The 26,454-nt window shown below is 35.7% G+C and carries 24 protein-coding genes; 19 read left to right on the forward strand and 5 right to left on the reverse strand.

Annotated features, from left to right (window positions below; translation table 11 throughout):
• Positions 1–50: 50 nt before the first annotated feature.
• The 6 genes from SIB89_RS14005 to SIB89_RS14030 all read left to right on the forward strand — a co-directional run bounded on the left by SIB89_RS14005 (position 51) and on the right by SIB89_RS14030 (position 4,315).
• Positions 51–1,061, forward strand: coding sequence for a 3-oxoacyl-ACP synthase III family protein (locus tag SIB89_RS14005; RefSeq protein ID WP_412560255.1), 1,011 nt, complete (start codon positions 51–53; stop codon positions 1,059–1,061).
• A 108-nt stretch (positions 1,062–1,169) separates the two neighbouring features.
• A complete protein-coding gene (locus SIB89_RS14010) occupies positions 1,170–1,748 on the forward strand; it encodes a hypothetical protein (RefSeq protein WP_412560256.1) in 579 nt (192 codons plus the stop codon).
• A gap of 20 nt (positions 1,749–1,768) precedes the next feature.
• Positions 1,769–2,233 (forward strand): VOC family protein, encoded by a 465-nt coding sequence (locus tag SIB89_RS14015; RefSeq protein WP_412560257.1) that lies wholly within the window; start codon positions 1,769–1,771, stop codon positions 2,231–2,233.
• 155 nt (positions 2,234–2,388) lie between these two features.
• A complete protein-coding gene (locus SIB89_RS14020) occupies positions 2,389–3,300 on the forward strand; it encodes a translocation protein TolB (RefSeq protein WP_412560258.1) in 912 nt (303 codons plus the stop codon).
• A 140-nt stretch (positions 3,301–3,440) separates the two neighbouring features.
• Positions 3,441–3,872 carry a YybH family protein gene (locus SIB89_RS14025; protein ID WP_412560259.1) on the forward strand — a complete coding sequence of 144 codons (432 nt, stop codon included), beginning with the start codon at positions 3,441–3,443 and terminating at the stop codon, positions 3,870–3,872.
• A gap of 65 nt (positions 3,873–3,937) precedes the next feature.
• Complete coding sequence (locus SIB89_RS14030) at positions 3,938–4,315, forward strand: DUF2200 domain-containing protein (protein ID WP_412560260.1); 378 nt, start codon at positions 3,938–3,940, stop codon at positions 4,313–4,315.
• Positions 4,316–4,690: 375 nt separating this feature from the next.
• On the opposite strand, the gene SIB89_RS14035 is transcribed toward SIB89_RS14030, so the two are convergent.
• On the reverse strand, positions 4,691–7,165 hold the full coding sequence (locus SIB89_RS14035) for a TonB-dependent receptor domain-containing protein (protein ID WP_412560261.1): 2,475 nt from the start codon (positions 7,163–7,165) through the stop codon (positions 4,691–4,693).
• 105 nt (positions 7,166–7,270) lie between these two features.
• On the opposite strand from SIB89_RS14035, the gene SIB89_RS14040 reads away from it, so the two are divergent.
• Positions 7,271–7,633 (forward strand): CoA-binding protein, encoded by a 363-nt coding sequence (locus SIB89_RS14040; RefSeq protein WP_273292952.1) that lies wholly within the window; start codon positions 7,271–7,273, stop codon positions 7,631–7,633.
• 4 nt (positions 7,634–7,637) lie between these two features.
• On the opposite strand, the gene SIB89_RS14045 is transcribed toward SIB89_RS14040, so the two are convergent.
• From SIB89_RS14045 to SIB89_RS14055, 3 genes are all read right to left on the reverse strand, one after another.
• A complete protein-coding gene (locus SIB89_RS14045; RefSeq protein ID WP_412560262.1) occupies positions 7,638–8,969 on the reverse strand; it encodes a vanadium-dependent haloperoxidase in 1,332 nt (443 codons plus the stop codon).
• A gap of 4 nt (positions 8,970–8,973) precedes the next feature.
• The gene (locus SIB89_RS14050; RefSeq protein WP_412560263.1) at positions 8,974–12,225 is read right to left on the reverse strand and encodes a VCBS repeat-containing protein; all 3,252 of its coding nucleotides are present in this window, start codon (positions 12,223–12,225) and stop codon (positions 8,974–8,976) included.
• Positions 12,226–12,347: 122 nt separating this feature from the next.
• A complete protein-coding gene (locus SIB89_RS14055; protein ID WP_412560264.1) occupies positions 12,348–13,805 on the reverse strand; it encodes a sodium:solute symporter in 1,458 nt (485 codons plus the stop codon).
• A gap of 76 nt (positions 13,806–13,881) precedes the next feature.
• On the opposite strand from SIB89_RS14055, the gene SIB89_RS14060 reads away from it, so the two are divergent.
• The 7 genes from SIB89_RS14060 (at position 13,882) to SIB89_RS14090 (ending at position 22,004) form a co-directional block, all read left to right on the forward strand.
• A complete protein-coding gene (locus SIB89_RS14060; protein WP_412560265.1) occupies positions 13,882–16,878 on the forward strand; it encodes a VPS10 domain-containing protein in 2,997 nt (998 codons plus the stop codon).
• An 85-nt stretch (positions 16,879–16,963) separates the two neighbouring features.
• Entirely contained in the window at positions 16,964–17,581 is a 618-nt protein-coding gene (gene recR, locus SIB89_RS14065) for a recombination mediator RecR (RefSeq protein WP_155089330.1), read from the forward strand.
• Positions 17,582–17,588: 7 nt separating this feature from the next.
• A complete protein-coding gene (locus SIB89_RS14070) occupies positions 17,589–18,686 on the forward strand; it encodes a glycosyltransferase family 2 protein (protein ID WP_155089331.1) in 1,098 nt (365 codons plus the stop codon).
• 87 nt (positions 18,687–18,773) lie between these two features.
• Positions 18,774–20,117, forward strand: a complete 1,344-nt coding sequence (locus SIB89_RS14075) for a dihydrolipoamide acetyltransferase family protein (RefSeq protein WP_412560266.1) — start codon at positions 18,774–18,776, stop codon at positions 20,115–20,117.
• Between the two features lie 131 nt (positions 20,118–20,248).
• On the forward strand, positions 20,249–21,025 hold the full coding sequence (locus SIB89_RS14080; protein WP_412560267.1) for an exonuclease domain-containing protein: 777 nt from the start codon (positions 20,249–20,251) through the stop codon (positions 21,023–21,025).
• A gap of 25 nt (positions 21,026–21,050) precedes the next feature.
• Complete coding sequence (locus tag SIB89_RS14085; protein ID WP_412560268.1) at positions 21,051–21,662, forward strand: fumarylacetoacetate hydrolase family protein; 612 nt, start codon at positions 21,051–21,053, stop codon at positions 21,660–21,662.
• Complete coding sequence (locus SIB89_RS14090) at positions 21,663–22,004, forward strand: Hpt domain-containing protein (protein WP_412560269.1); 342 nt, start codon at positions 21,663–21,665, stop codon at positions 22,002–22,004.
• Here SIB89_RS14090 and SIB89_RS14095 read toward each other — a convergent pair whose 3' ends face one another.
• Positions 22,005–23,036: an acetamidase/formamidase family protein gene (locus tag SIB89_RS14095; RefSeq protein WP_412560270.1), complete on the reverse strand. Its 1,032-nt coding sequence runs from the start codon at positions 23,034–23,036 to the stop codon at positions 22,005–22,007.
• Positions 23,037–23,130: 94 nt separating this feature from the next.
• On the opposite strand from SIB89_RS14095, the gene SIB89_RS14100 reads away from it, so the two are divergent.
• From SIB89_RS14100 to ftsY, 5 genes are all read left to right on the forward strand, one after another.
• A complete protein-coding gene (locus SIB89_RS14100; protein ID WP_412560271.1) occupies positions 23,131–24,378 on the forward strand; it encodes a competence/damage-inducible protein A in 1,248 nt (415 codons plus the stop codon).
• A 68-nt stretch (positions 24,379–24,446) separates the two neighbouring features.
• Positions 24,447–24,683 (forward strand): 50S ribosomal protein L28, encoded by a 237-nt coding sequence (rpmB, locus tag SIB89_RS14105; protein WP_008271039.1) that lies wholly within the window; start codon positions 24,447–24,449, stop codon positions 24,681–24,683.
• Positions 24,684–24,709: 26 nt separating this feature from the next.
• The gene (gene rpmG / locus SIB89_RS14110; RefSeq protein ID WP_008271040.1) at positions 24,710–24,892 is read left to right on the forward strand and encodes a 50S ribosomal protein L33; all 183 of its coding nucleotides are present in this window, start codon (positions 24,710–24,712) and stop codon (positions 24,890–24,892) included.
• 49 nt (positions 24,893–24,941) lie between these two features.
• On the forward strand, positions 24,942–25,094 hold the full coding sequence (locus SIB89_RS14115) for a DUF4295 domain-containing protein (RefSeq protein WP_155089338.1): 153 nt from the start codon (positions 24,942–24,944) through the stop codon (positions 25,092–25,094).
• A 288-nt stretch (positions 25,095–25,382) separates the two neighbouring features.
• On the forward strand, positions 25,383–26,357 hold the full coding sequence (gene ftsY / locus SIB89_RS14120) for a signal recognition particle-docking protein FtsY (protein WP_155089339.1): 975 nt from the start codon (positions 25,383–25,385) through the stop codon (positions 26,355–26,357).
• The last annotated feature ends 97 nt before the right edge of the window (positions 26,358–26,454 follow it).

Below are 26,454 nucleotides of genomic sequence, written 5' to 3' on the forward strand. Positions count from 1 at the left end.
AATTAAAGTAGTAAATTTGTGCTATATTTATCTATCTAATAAGATTTTCAATGTACAATTCAAAAATAATAGGTCTAGGAAAGTATGTTCCTGACAATGTGGTAACTAATAACGATCTGTCTAAAATGATGGACACCAATGACGAGTGGATTACAGAACGTACAGGTATAAAGGAACGTCGTTGGGTAAAGGAAGGTGATGGAGATACCACAGCGACCATGGGAGTAAAGGCTGCAAAAATTGCCATAGAACGTGCTGGCATTGATAAAGACGATATTGATTTTATCATCTTCGCCACGTTGAGCCCAGATATGTATTTCCCTGGTCCTGGTGTGCAAGTACAACATGCCTTGGATATTAAAACCGTTGGCGCATTGGATGTGCGTAACCAATGCTCTGGTTTTGTGTATGCCATTTCCGTAGCTGATAATTTTATTAAAACAGGCATGTATAAAAACGTGTTGGTGATTGGTAGTGAGCTGCATTCCCATGGTTTGGATAAAACCACTCGCGGACGCGGAGTTTCCGTGATTTTTGGAGATGGAGCAGGAGCAGCGGTGTTAACGCGAGAGCAAGACACCTCAAAAGGTATATTGTCCACACATCTGCACAGCCAAGGAGAGCATGCCGAAGAATTGGTGGTTAAGGCACCTGGTATGGGTACACGTTGGGTCACCGATATTATTGAGGACGATAATAAAGATGATGAAAGCTATTTCCCATACATGAACGGCCAGTTTGTATTTAAAAATGCCGTAGTACGTTTTAGTGAGGTGATTATGGAAGGCTTGATGCAAAACAACCTCAAAAAGGAAGATATTGATATGCTGATTCCGCACCAAGCGAATTTGCGGATTGCCCAATTTATACAGAAAAAATTCCAGCTATCGGATGACCAGGTTTACAACAACATTATGCGCTATGGAAATACGACTGCAGCATCTATCCCTATTGCACTGACCGAAGCTTGGGAAGAGGGTAAAATAAAAGAAGGTGATACCGTTGTTTTAGCAGCTTTTGGAAGTGGCTTTACTTGGGGAAGTGTGATTGTTAAGTGGTAACTACTTAAACCGTTTATTCAGTTACCATTGTTCAATAAACCCTAATTTTTTGCTATTTTTAAAGTATCTTGTTATCTACGAGTTTAAGGGCATTTAAGACGACAAAGATTGACGGATTTCAAGACATATTATAAACAACAATTCCAGCAAGACCTAATGAATTTTGTGGGACAAATACCTATTGACGGAAACAAGCATTACAACAGAAACGAATTTAACATTCAATACTTCTCCTTGACACCTCAGTACAAGTATTTAGACATAATTCCAACCGACAGACAAGCATTATTCGCAGTTGCACTCTACTGGACAGTCTTAGTTGACCAGACATTTTATTCACACTTCCGAAACTCTTACCAGACATTTCAAAGTAAAACGTTGTATCCTAAATTTATCGGTAACTGTACTGCACCTTCTCTAATGAGTTCTGAATGTGGACACCACCAACATCCACGAAAAATATTGCAAGCAATAAACGACACAGAAGATAAAGGAAATAGGTTTGACTTTGAGCGTGAAATTTTTAATAAGGATGAGAGCAGCCAGATAAGACAACGCATAGACTATTTTTCACTTTTAGAGCAATCAAGGCAAATAATGAAAGAAGAAATAAAAGACTATTTTGAGAATCACCAGCCTAAAATAAGTTGGATAGAATTTTGGACGAAATGCGAACAAGAACTTTAATTAACATTAACAATAGAATTATGAAAAAACTTATTGCTCTGCTGGTTTTAATCCTATCGAGCGGATTTGTATCAGGACAAGATAATAATGAAATTTCCGTCAATTTCAATCACATTGCTTTATCAGTCAAAGACTCTGACGAATCTGCCGAATTTTATAAAAATGTGCTCAATCTAAACGAAATTACAAATAGAACAATAATTGAAGGAATCAGATGGTTGTCGCTCGGAGAAGGAAAAGAATTGCATCTGATTTCCATTCTTAAAGATGAAATAAAGACGAATAAGGCAGTACACTTAGCTTTGACTACATCTGACTTTGATTTATTAATTGCTAAACTGAAATCTATGAAAGTTGAATATAGTGACTGGCCCGGAAATGTGAATAAAATAAATGTTAGAGCTGACGGAATTAAGCAGGTCTTTTTTCAAGATCCAAATGGATATTGGATTGAAGTAAACAGTGTTGCAGAAAGTAACGATTAAAAGCCTAAGCATAACAATCTATAAATATAATTGCAGTTTAGTGCTTAATCAAATGTCGTTGCGTGTTTCTACATATAAATTTCCATCGGAAATTCCTCGTAAGCAAACCCGCGACCACTCATAGCCATAACTATTAATAGCAACAATATAAACTTATGAATACATTCAAATTTTTGATATGTCTTTTAATTTTCACTTCGTGTAAAGAAGGTAAAAAGGGAATGCTACATGATGAGACACCATCACCAACCCAAGAAATTGCTTTTGTAACAGATAGAGACGGAAACTCTGAAATCTACTTAATGGATATAAATGGAGAGAATCTGCGAAATATTACAAAAAATGATTCTCTAGACTTTAGTCCTTCTTGGTCTCGAGATGGACAACGGCTTTATTTCTATTCAAAAAGAGATGGCAATGCAGAGTTATATACTGTTAAATCCGACGGAACTGATCTAACACGGTTAACAAATCATATAGCATCTGATGTGCTTCCTAGGATTTCACCCGATGGTGAGACTATTGTATTTATGAGTGATAGGGATTCTCTTTCTAGAAATATTTATCTGATGCACAAAGACGGTTCTAATATTAGACAATTAACAAAAAATACATCTTACGAAGAAAGCCCTAGTTGGTCTATGGATGGTGAAGAAATTATTTTTACAAGACAGTTGCGCGATTCATTGGATACGTCTCACGCTGCTAATGGAGAAATATTTATAATGAACTCAAACGGCAGTAATGAGAGAAGACTTACAAACAAAGTGGGATATGATTCTGGAGCAAAATTTTCGCCCAATGGCAAACAAATCGCTTTTTATGGCCTCAATGATAATAATTGGGATTTGTTTATAATGAATTCTGATGGAACAAATTTGTACAATCTTACCAATGATAGTATTGAGTGCTATTCGCCAGATTGGTCAGTAGACGGAGAATGGCTTGTTTATACAGAGGGAAGTAAAGGAAATTATAATATTTGGAAAATTAACATCAACACAAAAGAACGGATTCAACTAACGAACACTGATAGCAGAAATGAAAGTCCTGTTTGGAAAAAATAGTAACGTGCTAACCTAGTGCTTTAGGACGGAACGAAATCATACACTACATCATTTTGTATGAGCTGAAACAACTCACTAAATAAACCAATATGAAAAAGATAAAATACAAGAACACTCTGTTTTTGCTTATAGCAATGGTAATGACTCTCTTTATCAGTTGCGACCAAAATGTGACTGAAAAGAATGTAGAAATTAAACAGACCGATATGTCAACTCTTGAAAAAGTAATTGAATTACGCCTTCGGGAATATGAAAACCATTTACGCAATGGAGATTCAATTGCACTTGGGAATATGTATATGGAAGATGCCGAAATTATCCCATCAACGGTTGGACGAGAAAATATCATTAAGGTTTTTGGAGGTATGATCCGAGATAGCATTACGGGTTCAAGATTTAAAACCACAAAATTGTGGGGTAATGACCAATTACTGGTGGAAGACGGAACTGGAATATGGGCTCATACAAACGGAACAGTAGTCGGTCGTGGAAGATATTTATTGGTTTGGCAAAAAGATAACGGAAATTGGAAAATATTGCGAGATACGTGGTTTCCTGACAAAAAGAATTAACTCAAACCATTTACATTACATAATTACGTTGATAACAACCCATTAAAAATTAAACTTTAATAAAAATGAAAGTTACACCTGAAAAGAATGAACAAGTTGCCAATATGGTATTTGCTTCCATTTATCCACTTTATCTAAATAGATTAGAGAAAAATAGTAGAACAAAAGAAGAACTCAACCAAGTTATAGAATGGTTAACAGGTTACGACGAAGAAAAATTACAAAGCCTTATTGATGAGAAAGTAACTTTTGGAACATTTTTTCAAAAAGCCAAAATACATCCTAACGCTCACTTAATTAAAGGAGTGGTTTGTGGTTATCGCATAGAAGACATAGAAGATGAATTTGAAATCTATAAACAATGCAGACGTATGGAAAAGCTGATTGATGAATTGGCAAGAGGTCGAAAAATGGAAAAGATTTTACGAAAAGAAAAGACATAAAACCATTATAAAGTCCAAAAACCAAAAAAGCCCAAACATTACGTCTGGGCTTTTTCAGCTATTAACCAACTTTAACTAACACTAAATTATAAAACAATTAGTTCTATAACCATTATTACTTAAAACTTATCTCACCTATTAGACGTAATACTTTCGGTTTTATTTCATGCCTTATTATATTTAACGCCTTTTTAACAAAAACCCTGATGAACTTTTCAGTTATCAGGGTTTTCTTATTTAATAGCTAAACATTAACACTAACCATCAACTATTTATGTAAACTATTAAATATAAGCTATGTTCTCTACTATATAGACACTAAGACCATACACACTGTGACAGTTTTGTGCCAATTTTGACAGTTTTTAACATTTTTTACATAAATCCGCCTCCAGATTTTTCATTGTCGTCTCTTTGTTTACGAGACTTTGCTCTGTATTTACTGCCACCAAAGCGGTAGGATAAACCAACGAAGATGGTTTTAAATTCAGGCATAAACTCAACCTCTTGTCTAAATGGTCGTTTGCTAGTAATGAATATTTCTTGTGTATCAAAAACGTTATTAAAGTTTAGACTAAAGGTTGCTCTATTCTCTTCAAGAAAACTGTAACGCATTCCTAAATTGACAAAATACATTGGGTCCATTTCAAAGTTTAAACCTGTGTCTGGTCCTCTGTACATGGCAAAAGCAGAAAGGGATAGACTTTTGGTTACTTTAAAGTTATTAAAGACTCTAAAGTTGTATATCATATTGGTTACTTCAACATTGTTGATCTCTATATCGCTTTCTGTAGGATTTACTATTGTTGGGTCTAAAGATTCTGCAAAACCGGTTTGCTTACGTGTATATAAATCAAAACTTGCATTAAGACTCCACCATTTTGTTGGTCTATAACTACTGGATAGTTCAAATCCGTAGGCAGAAGTATTATCAAAATTATCGTTGGTTAATATCACTCTACCAGAACCTAAATCCGAACGATCTACAAATACACCTTGGTTAATTTCATCTTCAATAAGTCTATAGAATACACCAGCTGTGATGCTACCTTTTTCAAGATTTCTTGTGTAGTTAACCTCGAGAGAGTTGGTAAACTGTGGTTCTAATTCTGGATTACCAAACTGCGAAATTAGAGGCGTGTTAAACTCTGGAATAGGATTTACCTGTCCAACACCAGGACGATCTACACGTCTGCTATAGCTCATCTGATAAGAATTTTTTTCTGATGGGTTATAAGTTACAAATGCCGATGGATACACCTGAAAATAATCGTTTTCAAAAGGAAAATCCGTTGACGTATTATTGGTTAAATCGGTATCAATAGCTAAAGCATCTACTTGTACACTTTCTGCCCTTACACCAACTTGATACGACCATTTTTCTATTTTATTGCCATAGGTTGCATAAGCTGAGTAGATGTTTCTTTCGTAATCGAAAGCTGTTGAGGTTGGTATATAATCACCAAACTCATTTCTTACTCTGGCATCAGAATTATATGCAATGGCATTATCGAATAATCTTGCTTGTACACCCAGTTCTAATTTAGATGTTTCAGATAAAGGATTTACGTAATCTAAGTTTATCGTTGTTCTATTACGATCAACATCCGTGTATTCATCAAAATTTGGTCTAGAGCCAGAACCCGCAAAACGGTTAAGTGTTTCTAGTTCATTGTCAAAGATATTATGATCTACCTCGAGTTCTATGTGATGGCCTTCATCGTCAAAATCTAACTTATAGTTAACATTGTATTGTTGACTATTGTTTTCATTCTCATTTAAAAACCTTTGACTTAGATTATTAGACGGATTGTTTTCAAAACGTGTTACCGTTTCGCCTAAGGTTCCACCATCAAAAACATTTTGATTTGTAAATACCGAAAATGTATTTCTGTCATTGATATAAAAATCGACTCCAACTTTAAATAAATGCGAATTACGCTCATCTAAAAAATTGAAAGTTTGAGATATATCATTATCGGTTTGTACTAATAGACCAGTATTTCTGTTGTCTGAAATATTATTGCCATAACTACCGTAAAAGTTAAGCTTTCCATTTCTATAGTTCATGTCAATAGAACTGTTGAATTTTGGCTCTAACTGATAACTAAGCCCAACATTAGCATTTCCATTGAAGCCAATATTCACGTTTTTATGCAAAATGATATTAATAATACCACTCATGCCTTCTGGATTGTATTTTGCAGACGGATTAGTAATCAGTTCAATTTGCTTAATAGAAGTAGAAGGAATTTGCTTTAATAATTGAGCCGCAGGAATATTTGATAATTTTCCATCGACCATTACCTGTACGTTTTGGTTACCTCTTAAGGCAATATCACCAGTTTGCTGGTCAACATTCACGGAAGGAATATTATTCATTATATCCGAAGCGGTTGGGCCAGAAGTGGTTAAATCCTTACCAACATTAACCACTTTTCGGTCAATTTTTTGTTGAATCGTAGAGGTTTCAGCAACAACGGTAACTTCGTCCAAACTTTCGGCATCTTCCTCTAGCATAATGTTACCCATTTCTATATCGTAGTTGTCTTTACCAATGGTTTCTTGCTTTGAAATGGTCTCATAACCAATGAAGGTGATTTCAATAATAATAGTGCCTTCCGGAATTTTATTTATTTCAAAAGTGCCATCGCCATCAGTAATACTACCTGTAATAATTTTACCTGCAGCGTCTTTTACAATAACGTTTACATACGGTAAAGGTTGGTTGAGTTGAGCGTCTAATACACGTCCTGAAATAGAACCGTCTTTAATTTCTGAATTTGAATTGGGTTGCGAATGTGCTGAAAAAGAAAAAATTATAGCACATAAGAGCAATAAATGTCTCATTTTTTGATTGATTTTTTTAGATTGATTGATGAATTATTAATGACTAGACGACTATATTTACATCATGTTACCATTTTTAACACAACTTAACTTTTCTTTAACATTATGAGCAAACACACACTTGTATTAGGAGCTTCATTGAATCCGGCACGTTATTCTAACCTTGCTATTAATAGAATTAAAAGCCGTGGACATGAGGTAAAAGCATTTGGACTAAAAGCAGGAGAAGTCAACGGTGTACAAATAAATACTGAATTGATGCCTTATAAGGATATTGATACCGTTACCTTATATCTCAACCCAAAGCGTCAGTCAATGTATTATGATTATGTGATTGGTTTAAACCCTAAGCGTGTTATTTTCAATCCAGGTACAGAAAACCCTGAATTCTATAATTTACTCAAGCAGAATAATATAAATTATGAAGTAGCTTGTACCTTGGTAATGTTAGGAACAGGGCAGTATTAGGCGATTATTTTAAAAACGAAATTTTATCGTTGACTAAAGTCCCTAAACTAATACCTTGATCTAATCCTATTTCTACTGCAGCTTTATAATGAATGCTGCCGTATAAACGGCTCACAGCGGCTTCTTGGGCAGCTAACCTAAAGGATCTAAAGCTACGCATTGGCAGACCATAAGGCAATTCGGTAGTGTCATTAAAAGCAAAATTATCACCAAAAATATCTGTTAACACTTCAGAAGAAGCACCAGAAACCACAGAATGACCACTAGTGTATTCTGGGAAGGGTGGAGTTTGTAAAATTGGAGCCCATTCTAAATCGATGTGTTTATTGATTAGTGTCTCGGGACGTATCAGGTTGCTTCGGTATTTTTCATCCCAACAACTTATAAAGGCATCTGCTATGGCAACCGAAGTTTTGGTGTAAGCATACACTGTTTTTTCAAAGTCAGCCTGAGTATCCTTGCAGGCAATTTTGCAAATACCAATCCAGTGTGCGCCAGGTGTAATTTTCTTTTCTGCAAACATAAAATGCCCTTTGTTCACCGAGACAAAAGGGTTACAATCCCAAAACCTTGCAATTTGAATTTCTTCACTATCGTCCCCCTTTTCTCTAATATCATTGGTGAGATTATAGACATCCATCAATTCATTATGAAACGCAGAACCTTCCTCCAAAGAAAATTTGGGATGTGTTGAAGGTTTAAATTGTGCTGCAGAATCTAATACAAATGGTCTTAGCTTATTCCAATGTGGTTCTATACCTTTCATGTACGCAGGTGGAGTAGGTTCCCACTGCGATGGGTCTTCAGTATAGATATTGTAATCTGGCATCGTTCGGGTTTCTGCATAATTGTCTGCATTCATCCATGCGATAATTTGCTCGGATATTTGTAAGCCGTAGTTTTTAGCACTGTTGAACTCGTCTTCATTTTGAGTTTTCCAATGGTTGTATAAACTATCTCTGTAAGCTGTAATACGTTCTTTTGAAAAGACCAATTCTTTGGCCACATTCATATAAGCGATAACAGAAGCTAATTGTAAGTTCGATGCTTCGGCAGTGTTTTCAGTATCTAAAGTCTCCAATCCATTAAGTTGATTAGCTAAAGATTGATAGGTACTGCTATTTTGATTTAAGGTTTCGTAAGCTGCAATATTTGGATAAACATAAATTCTGCTGGCTACAGGTGGAGAGAAAATATCATGAACCATAACTTCTGTCAACTTGTCAACGGCTGCATGATAATCATCAGTAGTTATTGTAATAGGTTCTTTTTCTTTGCTACAGGAAAAACATGTGAAAAGAATACCAAGGAGAATTGAATAGTATTTTAATTTCATGACTTTATTTCTGATAAGAATACACTTTTATGTCATCATTATTGGAGACCACTATCACTAAATTTTTGTCTCTCATTGTTAGAGTTTCAATTTGCTTTACTTGACTATTGAAAGGTTCCATACCATAATTTGAAACTGAGTTATAACTAGAATTATCTTCCACCAAAAGTCCTTTTAAAGCGGTATAAGACCCATGATATGTATTGACTTTATATGAGTTGCCACCAATGAGCAATTTAGAATCTTTATTCATGTCAAGTGTAGAAAAAGTATTGATTGGGGCCAATTGAAAGGCGTCTGGTAAAATGAAAAATTCGTTAAAATTGCCGTTGTCATTTTTCAAATAGCCAGATGCCAAAGTATGTACTTCGTATTTATCTGCCATATCAATGGAGCCTTGGGTCATAACTTCTTCAATAGTTTTGCCTGCATAACGCGAATGACTCGTATATATTTTATTAATAACGTTCATTTGTGCAGCAAGTTCGTCTTTAGAATTCAAAGGATAATATTTACCATCTTTATTATAAGCCAATAAAGTTTCAGCTTTTCCATTTTCATCAAAATCATCATGATACATTACTAATGGACCATCAAAATTAAGGTTGAATTTTGTGTTTGTTCCCCAATTTCCTAATAGGATGTCTTGGTCTCCATCGCTATCAATATCAAAAGTTGTTATGGATTGCCAAAGCCCATTGATGTTTTTAGGTACATCCATTAATTGAAGATTACCATTGCTATTGATGTAAATTTTTGGAGCGTCCCATTCTGTCGCAACAAGCAAATCCTGTATGTTGTCGCCATTAATATCTTTCCATTGCGCATCATTAACTTTTGAGGATAACTTAAAATTATCATCCTTTGAAAAGTTTCCTTTACCATCATTTACTAATAGGTAAGATTTTACAGATTTCCCAAAATCCATGACATCTGCCAGATTGCCAACGAACAAGTCAGTATCGCCATCATTATCATAATCGTAGGTTTCAACTGTGGTTGTTACAAGTGTGTTATCTGGAATTTGATTTTGAGAACGTGTAAACTTCCCTTCATTATTTATATACAAGCGATCATTTTGAAGCTCCTTATTTTTAAATTCATTTACACCTGAAGCGACATACAGATCTAAATCACCATCATTATCAGCATCAAAAAAAGTAGCGTCATTATCTTCGAATGAAGCATCTTCCTCAAAGCTAATTTGTTGCGATAATTTAAAATCAGTGCCTGTGTTCAAATAGAGTTCGGCGACTTTTCCTGAAGCGTTTCCGATGAAAAGGTCTTCAAAACCATTACCGTCCACATCAGCTATAGCTACTGCAGGACCTTGCATTGAAATCTTATACGGAATCAATTTTTCTTGGGCAAAATCGTTGTAACGGTCTTCTTTATGCGTGTAATCTAACAATGATTCTTTTTTGAAGATATTGTTGTTATTAGAAGCGGTTTTATAATCATAAAACGTATTGGTAGAAGCATATGTGATGTTTAAATGCTGATTGGTTTCAGGGTTTTTAATGGTCTGTAATTCGTTGTTTGGCCAAATGACTTGAATTGAATCTATGCTATTGGCATCGTTCAATCCAAAATGTAATTTACTTTCTATAGAAGACAGAAATCCTCTAGATTTAAACAATTGCTTCATTTGTGATTTTCCGTTGCTATATACCAACGCTTTTGTACCAATACCTTCTTTATTAGAACCTTTGTATTCAAAATCCAAAGAGATATAATTTCTTAAACTATCAGTGGTGTTTTTATAAAGTCCTACAGGTTCACTGTAGTTATTGGTCACCAAATCTAAATCACCATCTAGGTCTAGATCAACATATATCGCTCCATTGGATAAATTGGGTTGTTTCGCAATCCAATCGCCAGTTTTACTTTCAAATTTTGTGGAATTGCCTTTAAAAATTTCGTTACTCACTTTACCGCTGGTCATTTCGTTGATGGAGTTGAATAACCATTCCAAACCTTCAGCTTCAGAGCGTCCTTTAAAAGCACTGGAAACATATTTTTTAAAATCGAGTCCATTAGGACGTCTGAGAATGCCATTTGAAATAAATAAATCCTGATGACCATCATTATTATAATCAGCAAAAAGAGGTGCCCAACTCCAATCCGTATCCGCAACTTCATTCAACAAGGCAGTTTCCTGAAAATAGGTTCCGGAACTATTAATTTGCAGCATATTTCTGGCGTATTGATCCTTATAGCCCAAATTTGTAAGATGGGTTTGCATGTTAAACATGGCGTCATCACCTTCGGTCTCCTTTAAGATACGTTCTTCTTTAGGCAACATATCTAGTGTTATTAAATCTTGAAATCCATCGCCATTTATATCTGCGGCATCACTTCCCATTGAGAATCGGCTAATGGTAGTAAATGCATCGTCAATCTTTTCGGTAAAAGTGCCATCCTGATTATTGATGTAATAATAGTCATCTTCATGAAAGTCATTACAAACATAGATGTCGTCCCAACCATCGTTATTAAAATCAGCAACCGAAGCGCTTAGTCCATAACCATTAACACCACCGTAGATATTGGCTGCTTCGCTGACATCCGTAAATTTTCCGTTGTCATTTTTCAAAAGTACATCACCAACTAAAGGAGCACGCTCATTACGTAATTCTGCTCTACCGTGAGAAAGCGTAGTATGCACAGCATGGTTAACTATATAGACATCTAAGTCATCGTCCTTATCATAATCGAAGAAATAGGCTTGTGTAGAATATCCTTTAAAATCGAGACCATAGTCTTTTGCCTTTTCGGAAAAGGTACCATCTCCGTTGTTTATGTATAACTCATTATGTCCTTCAAAATCCAAAAGTCCTGACACGGCACAAATATAAATGTCTAACAACCCGTCATTATTTATGTCTACCATGGTCACACCAGTTTGCCAACTTGCATTCCCAGAAATATTAGCTGTTGCTGAGACGTCTTCAAAATTTAAATCCCCTTTGTTAAGATACAACTTGTTGTCTCCAGTATTAGCGACAAAAAACAAATCGGATAACCCATCGTTATTAATATCTCCTGTAGCGACACCACTTCCATTATAATAGTAGATGTAGTTAATGATACTGTGCTGTGGGTCTTCAGAAACAAAATTCACAAAATCTAAACCAGAATCTTGCTCAGATACTTTAGTTAAGAGGTACGAGGGTTTTGTAATTTCTTTTTCCTTGTCTTTAGTACAAGCAAATAGAATAGCCATTGCAACCAAGGCTAAGTATATCTTTTTCATAAAATTATGATGGTTAATCAACACTGCAAAAGTAATGATTTTTTAACAAACATTTAACACTGTGACTGCTAAATAAATAGCTCGTCATCTATGTTGTTAATCAGTTATTAAGCCTTAAAAAGTTATGTCTTTACTAGATTTTTGCTCTTAATGAGAAGTAATCCAATAAACATAAAGAGTCCATTGATGATTAAGATTTCAAAACCAATTTCGTATCCATTAAATAGTTCCTTGGAATACATATTAAGTATATAAGAAATGAGAGGTGATATAATAGCGATCACCCAAACCAGGCGATCTTTAATTTGAAAATTGGTCAATAAACCAAACGCAAACAGACCAAGAAGTGGTCCGTAAGTATAACCAGCTGCTTTAAATAATTCCCAGATCACTGACACATCAGTAAAAATGATGTCAAATAATAGAATGACCAATATGAGTACGATGCTAAAACCAATGTGAACACGCTTTCTAATTTGTTTTCTTTCTGCTTCTTTCTTGTTTTCAATTTCCACGATGTCAATGCAAAATGATGTGGTTAATGACGTTAAGGCAGAGTCTGCACTCGAATATGCAGCGGCAATAAGTCCCAAAAGGAAAAATGCCGATGTCACTACACCAATTTGAGGTAACATAGCAATCGTGGGAAAGAGGTCATCTTTTTTAGCAGTTATGCCATTAATTTCAGCATATTGCGTAAGCATTAGCCCTAAAACCATAAATAGCATGTTCACAAAAATCAAGACAATGCTAAAGGACACCATATTTTTTTGTGCATCCTTAAGGTTTTTACAAGTCAAGTTTTTTTGCATCATATCCTGGTCCAATCCTGTCATGGTTATGGTGATGAAGATTCCAGATAAAAAGCTTTTCCAAAAGTACTGAGGATCATTACCGTTTTCAAAAAAGAAGGTTTTACTTAAATCACTTCCCATGGCATTATCTACAACTGCAGAAAAACTATTTAAATCCAAGGCTGATGCTAAAAAAACTATGGTGACGACAACAGAAACCAACATAAAAAGTGTTTGGAGCGTATCCGTAAAAATTATGGTTTTAATGCCTCCTCTAAATGTATAGAGCCAAATAAGAGCAATCGTTATTATTACCGTTATGGCGAAGGGAACATCAAATAAATCAAAAACCAAAAGTTGTAATACCTTAGCTACTAGAAACAACCTGAAAGCTGCTCCCACGGTTCTTGAGATTAAAAAGGCTATAGAGCCGGTTTTGTAACTTACATTTCCAAATCTTTCCTTTAAGTAAGTGTATATAGATGTAAGATTGAGTCTATAATAAAGTGGGAGTAGCACATAAGCAATAATCAAATAGCCAAAAAAGTAACCAAAAACTACTTGCATATAGCCAAACTGCTTGGCTTCTACAGCTCCAGGAACGGAAATAAATGTGACTCCAGATAACGATGCACCAATCATTCCAAAAGCTACTAAATACCATGGAGCGGATTTATTGGCTTTAAAAAAGGCTGCATTAGAATCTTCCTTTCCTGTGAAATAGGAGATAAGAACCAAAAGGCCAAAATAACATCCGATTAAAACCAATATTGAAGCTGGACTCATAAAACTGAAGTTTTTTAAGAAAATTTTATGAAAAATAGTACATTTGAAAAAAAAAGCTACTTAAAAATTGATTTTTATGAAAAAGATTATTCTTTTAATGGGTGCTGTGCTATTTGCGGTTAGTATGTCTGCCCAAGATTATCAAAAACTTATTGCAGAGGGAACACATACTGTAGAACATATTAGCGAGGTGGCAGAGAGTCATTTTGATTCTGTAGGTAGAGATAGAGGTACTGGTTATAAACCATTTAAACGTTGGCAATATTTTGCAGAGCGTGCCATGGACGAAACAGGCAAACTAAAGTCTCCTGAATATTATTATAATGAGTTACAGAATTATAACGCTAGAATAAACAATGAAGGTATTGCTTCTAGAACCGTTGTAGGTACTTGGGAAGAAATGGGGCCGACATATTGGAGTGCAACCTCTGGTTGGAATCCTGGTGTAGGTCGTATTACATCTATAGCTATTGATGAAAGCAATATGAACCATATCATTGCAGGTAGTGAAACCGGAGGTGTTTGGAAAAGTACAGATGGAGGTTCTTCATGGACAGTCCTCACAGATAATCTCGCCAATATAGATGTGTATGCCTTAGCAATAGACCCTTTAAATAGTTCTACGTATTATTGGGGATCTAATGGAGGTACGATTTTTAAATCCACTGATGGTGGATCTACTTGGACGCTTCATGGTAGTTTACCGGCAGGATTCGTCAACAAAATTCTTGTTGATCCGACCAATACTTCTAAAATATATGCTAGTGCCCAAAGTGGTGGACTTTATAAGTCTACCGATGGAGGGTCTACCTGGACTATAATAGATGCTAGTGCAACAACGGGTTATGATTTTGAGTTTAAACCAGGTGATCCTAATACAGTCTATGCAAGTGGTTCACAGTTTTATGTTTCAACAGATGGTGGAGTCACTTTTTCAATAGATGATGGGTTAGGAGCTTGGACACAAGAATTTGTTTCAGGTTCTACAACTTGGACGACTTCAGATTCTAATCAAAACAATACTGTAAGTCCTAAAACAGGAAATAAACTAGGGTTTTTCTATATAAACAACTTTTCTACACCTGTGACAAGGTTAGTTACGCCATCAATGAATTTGAGCGGTGCTGTTAATCCACAAGTAAATTTTTCTTATACACAAGTTAACTGGGCAGGAGATATAGATGAACTAAGAGTTTTATATAAGACCTCTGCAGGTGGGAGCTGGATAGAATTGGCACATTACACAGCAGAGGTAACAAGTTGGGCGGACATAACTATTAACTTGCCTAATCCCTCATCAGATTATTATGTAGCGTTTGAAGGAACATCCAACTATGGAAGAGGATTGACTTTAGATGATATTTCTGTTGAAGCCAATAATTTGGGTGTTGTCTTTTCTGAAGGTTTTGAAACTTCATCAAATGAATTCGGCTCAGGGCCAAAAATGATTGGCGTTTCACCAGATAACCCATCAATAGTTTACGTACTTGAAGCTTCTGGTGGTATATATGGCGGTTTTCATGTGTCATCGGATAATGGTAATACGTTTACAAAACGAAATCATCATTCTCTTATAAATTATTTTGGTTATGACAGTAATGGATTTGATAGCTTAGGGCAGGCACCTAGAGATATGGATATAACGGTTAATCCTAATGATGTTAATGATGTGCATATAGCAGGTATTAATACCTGGCGCTCCACTGATGCTGGGGTAAGTTTCAGTATTACATCACAATGGACACCAGGCGCAGCGTTCAATGAAAATATTGGGTATTGCCATGCCGATGTGGATTTGATGATGTTTGCTGGTACAGGTGCTAATGCTAAACTTTTTGTAGGAACCGATGGTGGTATATACGTAGCTAACGACCCTACAAATGTTTCGTCTTCATACTATACGGATCTAACACCAGGTATGGGTATTAGACAATTTTATAAAATAGGAATTAGCCAAACGGATCCTGTAGTGGTTACTGGTGGATCGCAAGACAATGGTACATCAACAATGGATGTTAATGGTAACTGGAAGGATTGGTTAGGTGCCGATGGTATGGAGGGCTTTGTAGATAAAGATAACATCCAAACAATGTATGGTACTTTGCAATTTGGTTCTCTATATAAAACCTCAAATGGTGGAAGTATAAGCTTTAGTATTCCTCAACCAGACGGAAAGGGTGGTCAGAATAACTGGAATTGGGTTACTCCACTCGAGCAAGACCCTATTTCGCTAAACACGCTATATGTTGCTTTTGACGAAGTATATAGATCTGTTGACGGAGGTAATAATTGGACGTCAATATCACAGAATTTTGGTGCCAATATAGATCACTTTAAAGTGGCACCGACCAATAATAGTAAAATGTATTTGGCAATTGACGGAGCATTCTGGTATTCTGCTAATGGTGGTTCAATATGGACGCAATCTTCTTTAAACTTAAATGGTGGTAGAATTAACGAAATTGCGGTGCATCCTACGAATCCAGATAAGATTGCTATCGCAACGACTAATAGCGAAAAAGTTTATGTTAGTACTAATAATGGGTTGAGTTGGACATCGATGCGATGGGACTTACCTAACTTTTCATCTCAGGCATTAGCTTGGCAAAATAATGGTGATGACGGTTTGTATGTAGGTATGAATTATGGTGTGTATTATACGGACAACGGTTTAGGAAATACTTGGGTGCCATTTAATAATGGTTTACCAAATGTGCGAATTAATGAATTAGAGATCAATACTGCGGATAACCGAATATATGCAGCGACTTATGGTAGAGGATTGTGGAGATCAAATGTATATGATGAAAGTTTATCAGTTGATGAATTTGAAGTCAATGATTTTACACTATACCCAAACCCAGCCAATAACGAAGTAAACCTAAAATGGAACAAACCAGATGATGTAAGTGTTAGAGTTTATAATACACTTGGTAAGATAGTGTTCTATGGCAATAAGGTGAATCTTCAGAACGGGTTTAAAATTGATGTATCTTCTTTCGATTCCGGGCTTTATTTCGTGAAAGTGAATAGCGTAAATGGTGAAATCACCAAGAAACTGATCTTAAAATAATAACCAATCAAATTTCAAAAAAGCCCATTTGTAAACCATTTACATTTGGGCTTTTTTTAGTTCTAAAATCAGTAACTTCGCACTTATGGAATTTTCTTCAAAACTTTTGGAAAACGCAGTCAATGAGATGTCGCAATTGCCGGGAATTGGTAAGCGAACTGCGCTTAGATTGGTGTTGCATTTGTTGCGTCAACCAGAGCACCAAACGTTTCAATTATCTGATGCCTTATCTAAAGTTAGAGCAGAAATCAACTTTTGTAGATCCTGCCATAATATTAGCGATAAAGAGCTTTGCGAGATTTGCGCAAATCCAAACCGCAATGAAGCATTAATCTGTGTTGTTGAGGATATTAGGGATGTTATGGCTATTGAAAATACAAGCTCTTTTAAGGGATTGTACCATGTTTTGGGTGGAAAAATATCACCTATGGATGGGATTGGGCCTCAAGATTTAAATATCAATTCCTTAGTAGAAAAAGTAAAATCAGGTCAGGTAAAAGAACTAATTTTTGCCATGAGCCCAACGATGGAAGGAGATACGACTAACTTTTATATCTTCAGACAAATTCAAGATTATGATGTTGAAACATCTACAATCGCCAGAGGTGTAGCAGCAGGTAATGAATTGGAATATACCGATGAGATTACTCTTGGACGTAGTATAATAGATCGCGTTCCTTTTGAAGCGTCCTTAAAATCTTAAGTACAATTTGAAGCTATCCATAATCATACTTAACTATAACGTGCGCTACTTTTTAGAGCTCTGTTTAAAAAGCGTAGAAGCCGCGATTAAGGATGTGGCAGCTGAAGTTATTGTTGTGGATAATAATTCACCAGACGATAGTTGCGAGATGGTAAAGCGATTATTTCCTTCTGTAAAATTGATAGAGAACAAAGAAAATTTTGGTTTTTCAAAAGGGAATAACATTGGAGTAGCTGAAGCCAAAGGAGAGTATCTATGTATTCTTAATCCAGATACGGTTGTTGCGGAAGATACCTTTACGAAGATTCTCAAATTTGCCGATTCAAAGTCACAATTGGGAATTGTAGGTTGCCAGCTTATTGATGGCAAGGGTGAATTTTTACCTGAAAGTAAACGACAAATTCCAACACCAAAAGTAGCTTTTCAAAAGTTATTTGGTAATACCAAAAATTACTATACCAATGCATTAAAGGCTAATGAAGTAGGTGAAACAGATATTTTGGTAGGAGCATTTATGGTCTTAAAAAGAACGATTTACAATGAGGTCAATGGTTTTGATGAGGATTATTTTATGTATGGAGAAGACATTGATTTGTCTTACAAGATTTTAAAGGCAGGTTACAAAAATTATTATTTTGGTAAAACAGCTATCATTCATTTTAAAGGTGAGAGCACATTAAAGGATAAGGTTTACGCTCAACGCTTTTATGGCGCCATGGAAATTTTTTACAATAAACATTTTAAGAATAATTCCTTAATGGCAGTTTTTGTAAAGCTAGGTTTAAAGCTGTTCACCAAAAGAGGACGGCCAGTTAAAAAAGCGGATATAAAACCTTTGGGAAGTACAATCATTTCAAACCAAATATTAAAAGAATTAAAAACCAAACTTGTACGGCCTATAACATTTACCAAAAATCTTGAAGAGATAGCGAGTAATACCCAAATTGTTTTTGATTCTGTTGATGTAGATTTTAAAACTATGATTCATTTTATGAAAACTAATGAAGCTTCCAATCAAAATAGCTATAGAATATTAGTAAAAAATAGTAATTTTATCCTAGGAAGTGACAGCAATGAGGCTAAAGGAGAGGTTATTCATTTTTAATTTTTAGTTGAATAAAAATCAACAAAAAACACTATTTTTTATTAATTTTGCAGTCGATTAGCTAATAAAGACCTTCAAATTAAAGATATGGCAAAGTTTGAACTTAAGTTACCTAAGATGGGAGAGAGTGTTGCGGAAGCAACTATAACCTCTTGGCTTAAAGATGTAGGAGATACTATTGAAGCTGACGAAGCAGTTTTGGAAATTGCTACGGACAAGGTAGATAGTGAAGTACCAAGTGAAGTTGATGGAGTTTTGGTAGAAAAATTATTCGAAGTTGATGATGTTGTAAAAGTTGGACAAACCATTGCTGTCATTGAAATAGAAGGTGGAGCCACTGCAGATGATGAAGCTCCAGCTGCAGAACCAGTAAAAGAAGAAGCTCCTAAAGCTGTAGCAGAAGTAGCACAAACAGTGGTTGCTGCTAAAGAAACTGTAGAACCAGTAGTGTCTTCAGGAGACCGTTTCTATTCTCCATTGGTAAAGAATATTGCCAAAAAAGAAGGTATGTCTCAAGCGGAACTCGATAGTGTTCCAGGTACTGGCAAAGACGGACGTGTAACCAAAAACGATATAAAGAGTTATTTAGAATCTCGAAGTTCTGCACCAGTTTCTTCAGCTAAACCTGAAGCGCCAAAGCAAGAGGCTTCTCAAAATACAGTCCAACCACCAAAAAGTAAAGAGGCAGAAAAACCTGCTCCAGCACCTACGGTTTCTTCAGGTGAAGACGAAATTATAGAAATGAGCCGTATGGGCAAACTCATTTCCAAGCACATGGTAGATTCTGTGCAGACATCTGCGCATGTTCAGTCGTTTATAGAAGCCGATGTCACCAATATCTGGAACTGGAGAAACAAGCACAAAGACAGTTTTAAAAAGCGTGAAGGGGAAAACCTAACCTTTACTCCAATTTTTATGGAGGCTGTGGCTAAAGCCATAAGGGATTATCCAATGATAAATATCTCGGTACAGGGAGACAGTATCGTTAAAAAGAAGCATATCAATTTAGGTATGGCTGCTGCTTTAGCGGATGGTAATTTAATTGTGCCAGTAATTAAAGATGCCGATCAACTTAACTTATTGGGTATGGCTAAAAAAGTTAATGATTTAGCTAGTCGAGCCAGAGAAAACAAATTAAGCCCAGATGATATACAGGGTGGAACTTATACTGTGACGAATGTAGGTACATTTGGAAGCATTATGGGAACTCCAATTATTAATCAACCACAAGTTGGAATCTTAGCATTGGGTGCCATTAGAAAAGTACCAGCGGTTATAGAAACTCCGCAAGGTGATTTTATAGGTATCCGTTACAAGATGTTCTTATCGCATTCCTATGACCATAGAGTGGTTAACGGCGCTTTAGGTGGACAGTTTGTAAAAGCCGTTAAGGATTATTTAGAGGCTTGGGATGTGAATAGAGAAATTTAGATAATTGTCATGCTGAACTTGTTTCAGCATCTCACATATAATTAAAAGCTCAGTTTAAGGACTGTGCTTTTTTTCATTTGGTTAAATGCTATTCTACTTATTCTAACTACCTTTGCACAAATTAATAGCACATGCAACTCAACCTTAACAAACCCATCTGTTTTTTCGATTTGGAAACTACAGGAATCAACATATCTAAAGACAGGGTCGTAGAAATATCAATTCTCAAAGTGCATCCTGATGGCAAAGAGGAAACCTACACAAAAAAGGTGAATCCGACCATTCCGATTCCGCCCGAAGTGACATTAGTGCATGGGATTTCTGATGACGATGTTGCCGACGCACCAACCTTTAAGGACATTGCCAAAGATGTGCACAACATGATTAAGGACTCAGATTTAGGTGGTTTTAATTCTAACCGTTTTGATATTCCGCTATTGGCAGAGGAAATGTTACGTGCCGAGGTAGATTTTGATATGAAAAATAGAGTTGCTGTAGATGTGCAGACCATTTTTCACAAAATGGAGCAGCGTACACTGAGCGCAGCCTATAAATTCTATTGTGACAAAAATTTAGATGATGCCCATAGCGCTGAAGCGGATACTAAAGCGACTTACGAAGTTTTAAAAGCGCAATTGTCCAAGTACGATAATCTTGAAAACGATACTAAGTTTTTAGCGGATTTCAGTTCTCGCAAGAAGTTTGCCGATTTTGCTGGCTTTCTCATTTTCAATAAAAAAGGCGAAGAGTGTTTTTCTTTTGGCAAGCACAAGGGAAAGCGTGTTGTTGATGTTATGGAGCAAGAACCTGGCTATTTTGGTTGGTTACTCAATGCCGATTTTCCGTTGTATACCAAAAAAGTGTTAACTGCAATTAAGTTGAGACAGTTTAATAATAAACTAAGTTAGAAGTTCAACAATCTAATAATCTAGAATGAAACTCATCTGCATAGGTCGCAACTACACTGACCATATTAAAGAATTAGAAAATGAAAAGCCAACAGATCCTGTGGTGTTTTTAAAACCAGATACTTCAATTTTGTTGAAGAAGCAACCGTTTTTTATTCCAGAGTTTTCAGACGATGTACATCATGAAGTTGAAGTTTTGGTAAAAATCAAAAAGGTAGGTAAGTACATCGATAAAAAATTTGCACATAAATATTACGATGAAATTGGTCTTGGAATAGACTTTACAGCTCGTGACCTTCAAGCGCAATTGAAAGCCAAAGGTTTACCATGGGAAAAGGCCAAAGCCTTTGATGGCGCAGCAGTTATAGGAAAGTGGTTGCCCAAAACCCAGTTTCAGAATATAGATAACATCAATTTTAGTTTAAAGAAAAATGATGAGGTTGTTCAATCCGGAAATACGGAATTGATGTTATGGAAGATTGATGAACTCATCGAATATGTGTCAAAATATTTTACTTTAAAAATTGGAGATATTATCTTTACTGGCACACCAGCCGGAGTTGGTAAGGTTTTTGCAAACGATAAATTAAAAGGATATATTGAAGACCAAGAAATGTTTTCAATTAAAATTAAATAAATGGCAAAACATTATAAATTAGATCGTGTACGTGAAATGGCCGATAACGACGAAGATTTCGTTATGGCATTGGCAGCAGCTTTTATAGAAGAAGTTCCAGAAGATGCTGAGCGATTAAGAAAAGCTGTGCCAGAAGGCGATTTCTACGAAACATATCAGGCAGCACATAAAATGAAACCAACTGTAGATTTGTTTGAGCTTGGTATTTTAGATAAACTCATAGAAGTGCAAGATTGGGGAAAGTTTGAAAAATCCGACGAGAATGTAGATGCACAACTTCAAATCGTGTTGACCGCTGTAGAAAACGCGACGAATGAGATTAAAGCAGATTTTAATTTATAATTATTTTATCCCTAAGACTTCTTTAGACATGTGCATGGTTACAAGCATGTGTGGTAAATCTACAGTTTCAGCTATTTTAAGATTACCAGCTAAAGAACATAAAGCATAGGCCTCATGTTCACTAAGTTTGTGTTCTTTCATTAAATAATCTACCATGTAGAGTGTTGCTTTTTTTGCAGCACTATCGATGGTCGTTCCAAATCCTGTGGTGGCATAATAATCTTTGGTTTCATACTGAGGCTCTTTCATTGATTTGTCTTTTATCAACTCAATTTCGTAGATTATTCTTAACGGAACTTCTATGGCAGTACCGCAAACTTCACCTAAACCTTGTACGGCATGTCCATCACCAATAGAGAACAATCCTCCTTCAACAAAGACAGGAAAATAAACCGTAGTGCCAACCGTCATGTTTGGGTCATCCATATTTCCGCCACTTGCTCTTGGTGGAATGGTGCTCAACAGCTCTTGTGTTGCGGGAGCTACTCCCATTACTCCGGGAAATGGATTGAGTTGTAATTGTATGGAATCATTAAAGTTAACTTTAGTTTTGTCATCTTTTAAATCGTATATCCTCAGGTATTCACCCTTAATGGAATCAGCGACAAAGCTAAAGCCTGGGTAGATGGCATTCCAACCCCAATCTCCTAACTCAATCTCATGTAATGTTACCTTTAATACGTCACCTGGTTGAGCTCCTTCAACATAAACAGGTCCAGTTAAGGGATGGATGGGTTCAAAATCAAGATTTGCTAAATCTTCAATAGTAGAATTTAAATTAAACTGTTCATCACTTGCATCTTCCGTATAAGCTTCAATGATAGCACCTGACTTTACTGTGAGAATTGGTGGGATGGAGCTGCTAAATTTATTGTGTGTTTGTTCCTTGGTGATTGTGAAATCTGGTTTTAAGCTGTTTTCTACTTCCGCTATTTCTTCGATTTTACTTTCCTTCTTTTCTTGACATTGAAACAGTATGATGCAACAAAGTACAAGTTTTACTAAAGTTTTAAAGGTGAGTTGGTTAGTCATAACTGATAAATTTTGGAATAATTATCCTTTAAATTTAATGAATAAAATACTATATAGTCTTAAATTTGATTTTTAATTAAAATACCCTTAACCATTGACGGCTGAAATTATTACCATTGGAGATGAAATCCTTATCGGACAGATTGTTGATACAAATTCGGCATTTTTAGGAAAAGAGCTCAATAAGGTAGGGATATCTATCTACCAAATTACATCCGTACAAGACGATAAAAATCATATTCTTAAAGCGCTCAAGGAAGCAGAGGATAATGCTGACATTATAATTGTCACTGGTGGATTAGGGCCTACAAAAGACGACATCACCAAACATACCATTTGCGAATATTTTAACGACACCTTAGTTGAAAACAAAGACGTTCTTGCACACATAGAGCATTTGTTTTCAACATATATCAGTACACCAATTTCAGATTTAAACCGCAGGCAAGCGCAGGTGCCTTCAAAAGCAAAAGTATTGATGAACCAGTTTGGTACAGCACCAGGAATGTGGATAGAGAAAAATAAAAAGGTATTTGTATCGCTTCCAGGTGTGCCTTATGAGATGAAAGGATTAATTACTAATGAGGTTATACCAGCATTAAGAAGAAAATTCAAGTTCCCTTATATAAAACACAGAACGCTTTTAACCTATGGCTTAGGAGAAAGTGCTATAGCCAATAGGATAGAGGCTTGGGAAGACGCCTTACCAGATTTTATAAAATTGGCGTATTTACCAAATTTGGGACGTGTTCGTTTGCGTTTATCTGGTATTACATTAGATAAAGCCATGCTAGATGCCGAGCTCGAAAAACAAATAGCATTGGTATTGCCTCAGATTGAAGACATTTTTGTGGGTTTTGAAGAGGATATTTCACTAGAAGCTATTGTTGGTAAGCAATTAACCGAATTAGGAAAAACAATTGCCGTTGCAGAAAGCTGTACAGGTGGACAAATTGCAAAAGCGATTACAGCTAATGCTGGAGCATCGAAATACTTTAAAGGTAGTATCGTAAGTTATGCTACTGAGTCTAAGGTAAATATTTTAGACGTTCCTAAGAAAGATATAGAGTCGTATTCTGTGGTGAGTAAAGAAGTAGCTGAGGCTATGGCAGACCATGTTCGAAAGATGTTTAATTCGGATTATGGTATAAGCACTACAGGAAACGCAGGTCCTTCAAAAGGAGATTCTGATGCAGAGGTAGGCACGGTTTGGATTGCTGTTGCCAATGAAGACAAGGTATATTCGGAAGTTTTTAATTTTGGCAATCATCGTGATAAAGTGATTATGAAAGCGACGAATAAAGCCTTTGAAATGCTTCAAAAAGAAATTTTGAAAAAGTAGAGTTTTATGTTTGTTGAAACATAAAGTTTTACTAAATTTGCACCCTGTTTTAAAATAATAAGAGAACGATGTCAAGAGTTTGTGAACTTACTGGGAAAAAAGCGATGGTTGGAAACAATGTTTCTCACGCTATGAATAAAACAAAACGAAAGTTTAACGCCAACTTGGTTAAGAAGCGTTTTTTTATTCCTGAAGAAGATAAATGGGTAACATTAAAAGTTTCTACATCTGCATTAAAGACTATCAATAAAATTGGTATCAGTGCAATGTTAAAAGAAGCTAGAGCAAAAGGATTTTACAAATAATAGCGTAGCGCTTAAGTCAATTTACAATGGCAAAGAAAGGAAATAGAATACAGGTTATCTTAGAGTGTACAGAGCACAAAGCTTCTGGTCAACCAGGAACTTCAAGATATATTACAACGAAAAACAAAAAGAATACGCCAGACCGTATGGAGATTAAAAAATTTAATCCTATCCTTAAGCGTATGACAGTTCATAAAGAAATTAAGTAATAATTAGAGATTTTCACTTAAGTGAAAATGTCAAATAACTCGCAGAGGTATGGCAAAGAAATCAGTAGCGTCTTTACAGACAGGATCAAAAAGATTGACAAAAGCTATTAAAATGGTGAAATCACCAAAAACTGGATCGTATATGTTCGTAGAATCAGTGATGGCACCAGAATTTGTCAATGACTTTTTAAACAAGAAATAAGCTGCAATTATATTGTAGATTTACAAAACTGCTTTCGTTTGAAAGCAGTTTTTTTATGGCTATATTTGAGCAAATCTGACAAACTAGCAGTAAACTATTAAAGGCAAGGTTGTTGTGTTGGGTTTTAGGCGTTAATTTAGTATCTACAAGGTTTTAATAAACCTTGCAGGAAACAGGTTAGGCTTTTGTGAGTCGCTTCCCGAAAAAAAAGATAGGAAGAACTCAAACATATCGCTTTATCTTTAACGCATTAAAGAACGACTAAACGAAAAACGACTAAACAATAACATGAGTTTTTTTAAAAAAATATTCTCTTCCGAAAAGAAAGAAACCCTAGATAAAGGTTTAGAGAAATCTAAATCCACTTTTTTCAATAAATTAAATAAAGCCGTTGCAGGAAAATCTAAAGTAGATGATGACGTTTTAGATAATCTTGAAGAGGTCTTAGTAACTAGTGATGTTGGAGTCAATACTACCCTTAAGGTTATTGAGCGTATTGAAGAGCGCGTGGCTAAGGATAAGTATTTGGGAACTTCAGAGCTCAACCAAATTCTTCGAGAAGAGATTGCAGGTCTTTTATCTGAAACCAATTCTGGAGAAGAAACAGAATATAAAATTCCAGAATTACCAGCTCAAGAAAATGGGCAAAAAACACCATACGTACTTATGGTAGTTGGTGTTAATGGTGTTGGTAAAACCACAACTATAGGTAAACTAGCATACCAGTTTAAAAAGAAAGGCTTAAAGGTAGTTCTTGGTGCAGCAGATACGTTTAGAGCTGCGGCAATAGACCAGTTACAAGTTTGGGCAGATCGTGTAGATGTGCCAATGATAAAACAGAAAATGGGTTCTGATCCAGCTTCTGTGGCATTTGATGCGGTGCAATCTGGTGTTAATCAAGATGCAGATGTAATTATCATTGATACGGCTGGTAGATTACACAACAAAGTCAACCTTATGAATGAGCTCACCAAAGTAAAACGCGTGATGCAAAAAGTGGTTGGTGATGCACCACATGATGTGTTATTGGTTTTAGATGGCTCTACTGGTCAAAACGCTTTTGAGCAAGCTAAGCAATTTACGGCAGCTACTGAAGTGACGTCTTTGGCAGTAACCAAATTAGACGGAACAGCAAAAGGTGGAGTGGTAATTGGAATTTCAGACCAGTTTCAAATTCCTGTAAAGTATATTGGAGTAGGAGAAGGTATTGAAGACTTGCAGGTCTTTAATAAGTATGAGTTTGTGGATTCTTTTTTTAAGTAACAAATTCCTTTTTAAAAAGGAATCTCATTGAGTTGAATAATTATTTTCAATCAAATCCAAAAGTAATATTACGTAATCTTACCTGTTAAGTTTATTC

The organism is Winogradskyella sp. MIT101101, from assembly GCF_047126865.1.
Lineage (GTDB): Bacteria > Bacteroidota > Bacteroidia > Flavobacteriales > Flavobacteriaceae > Winogradskyella > Winogradskyella ouciana.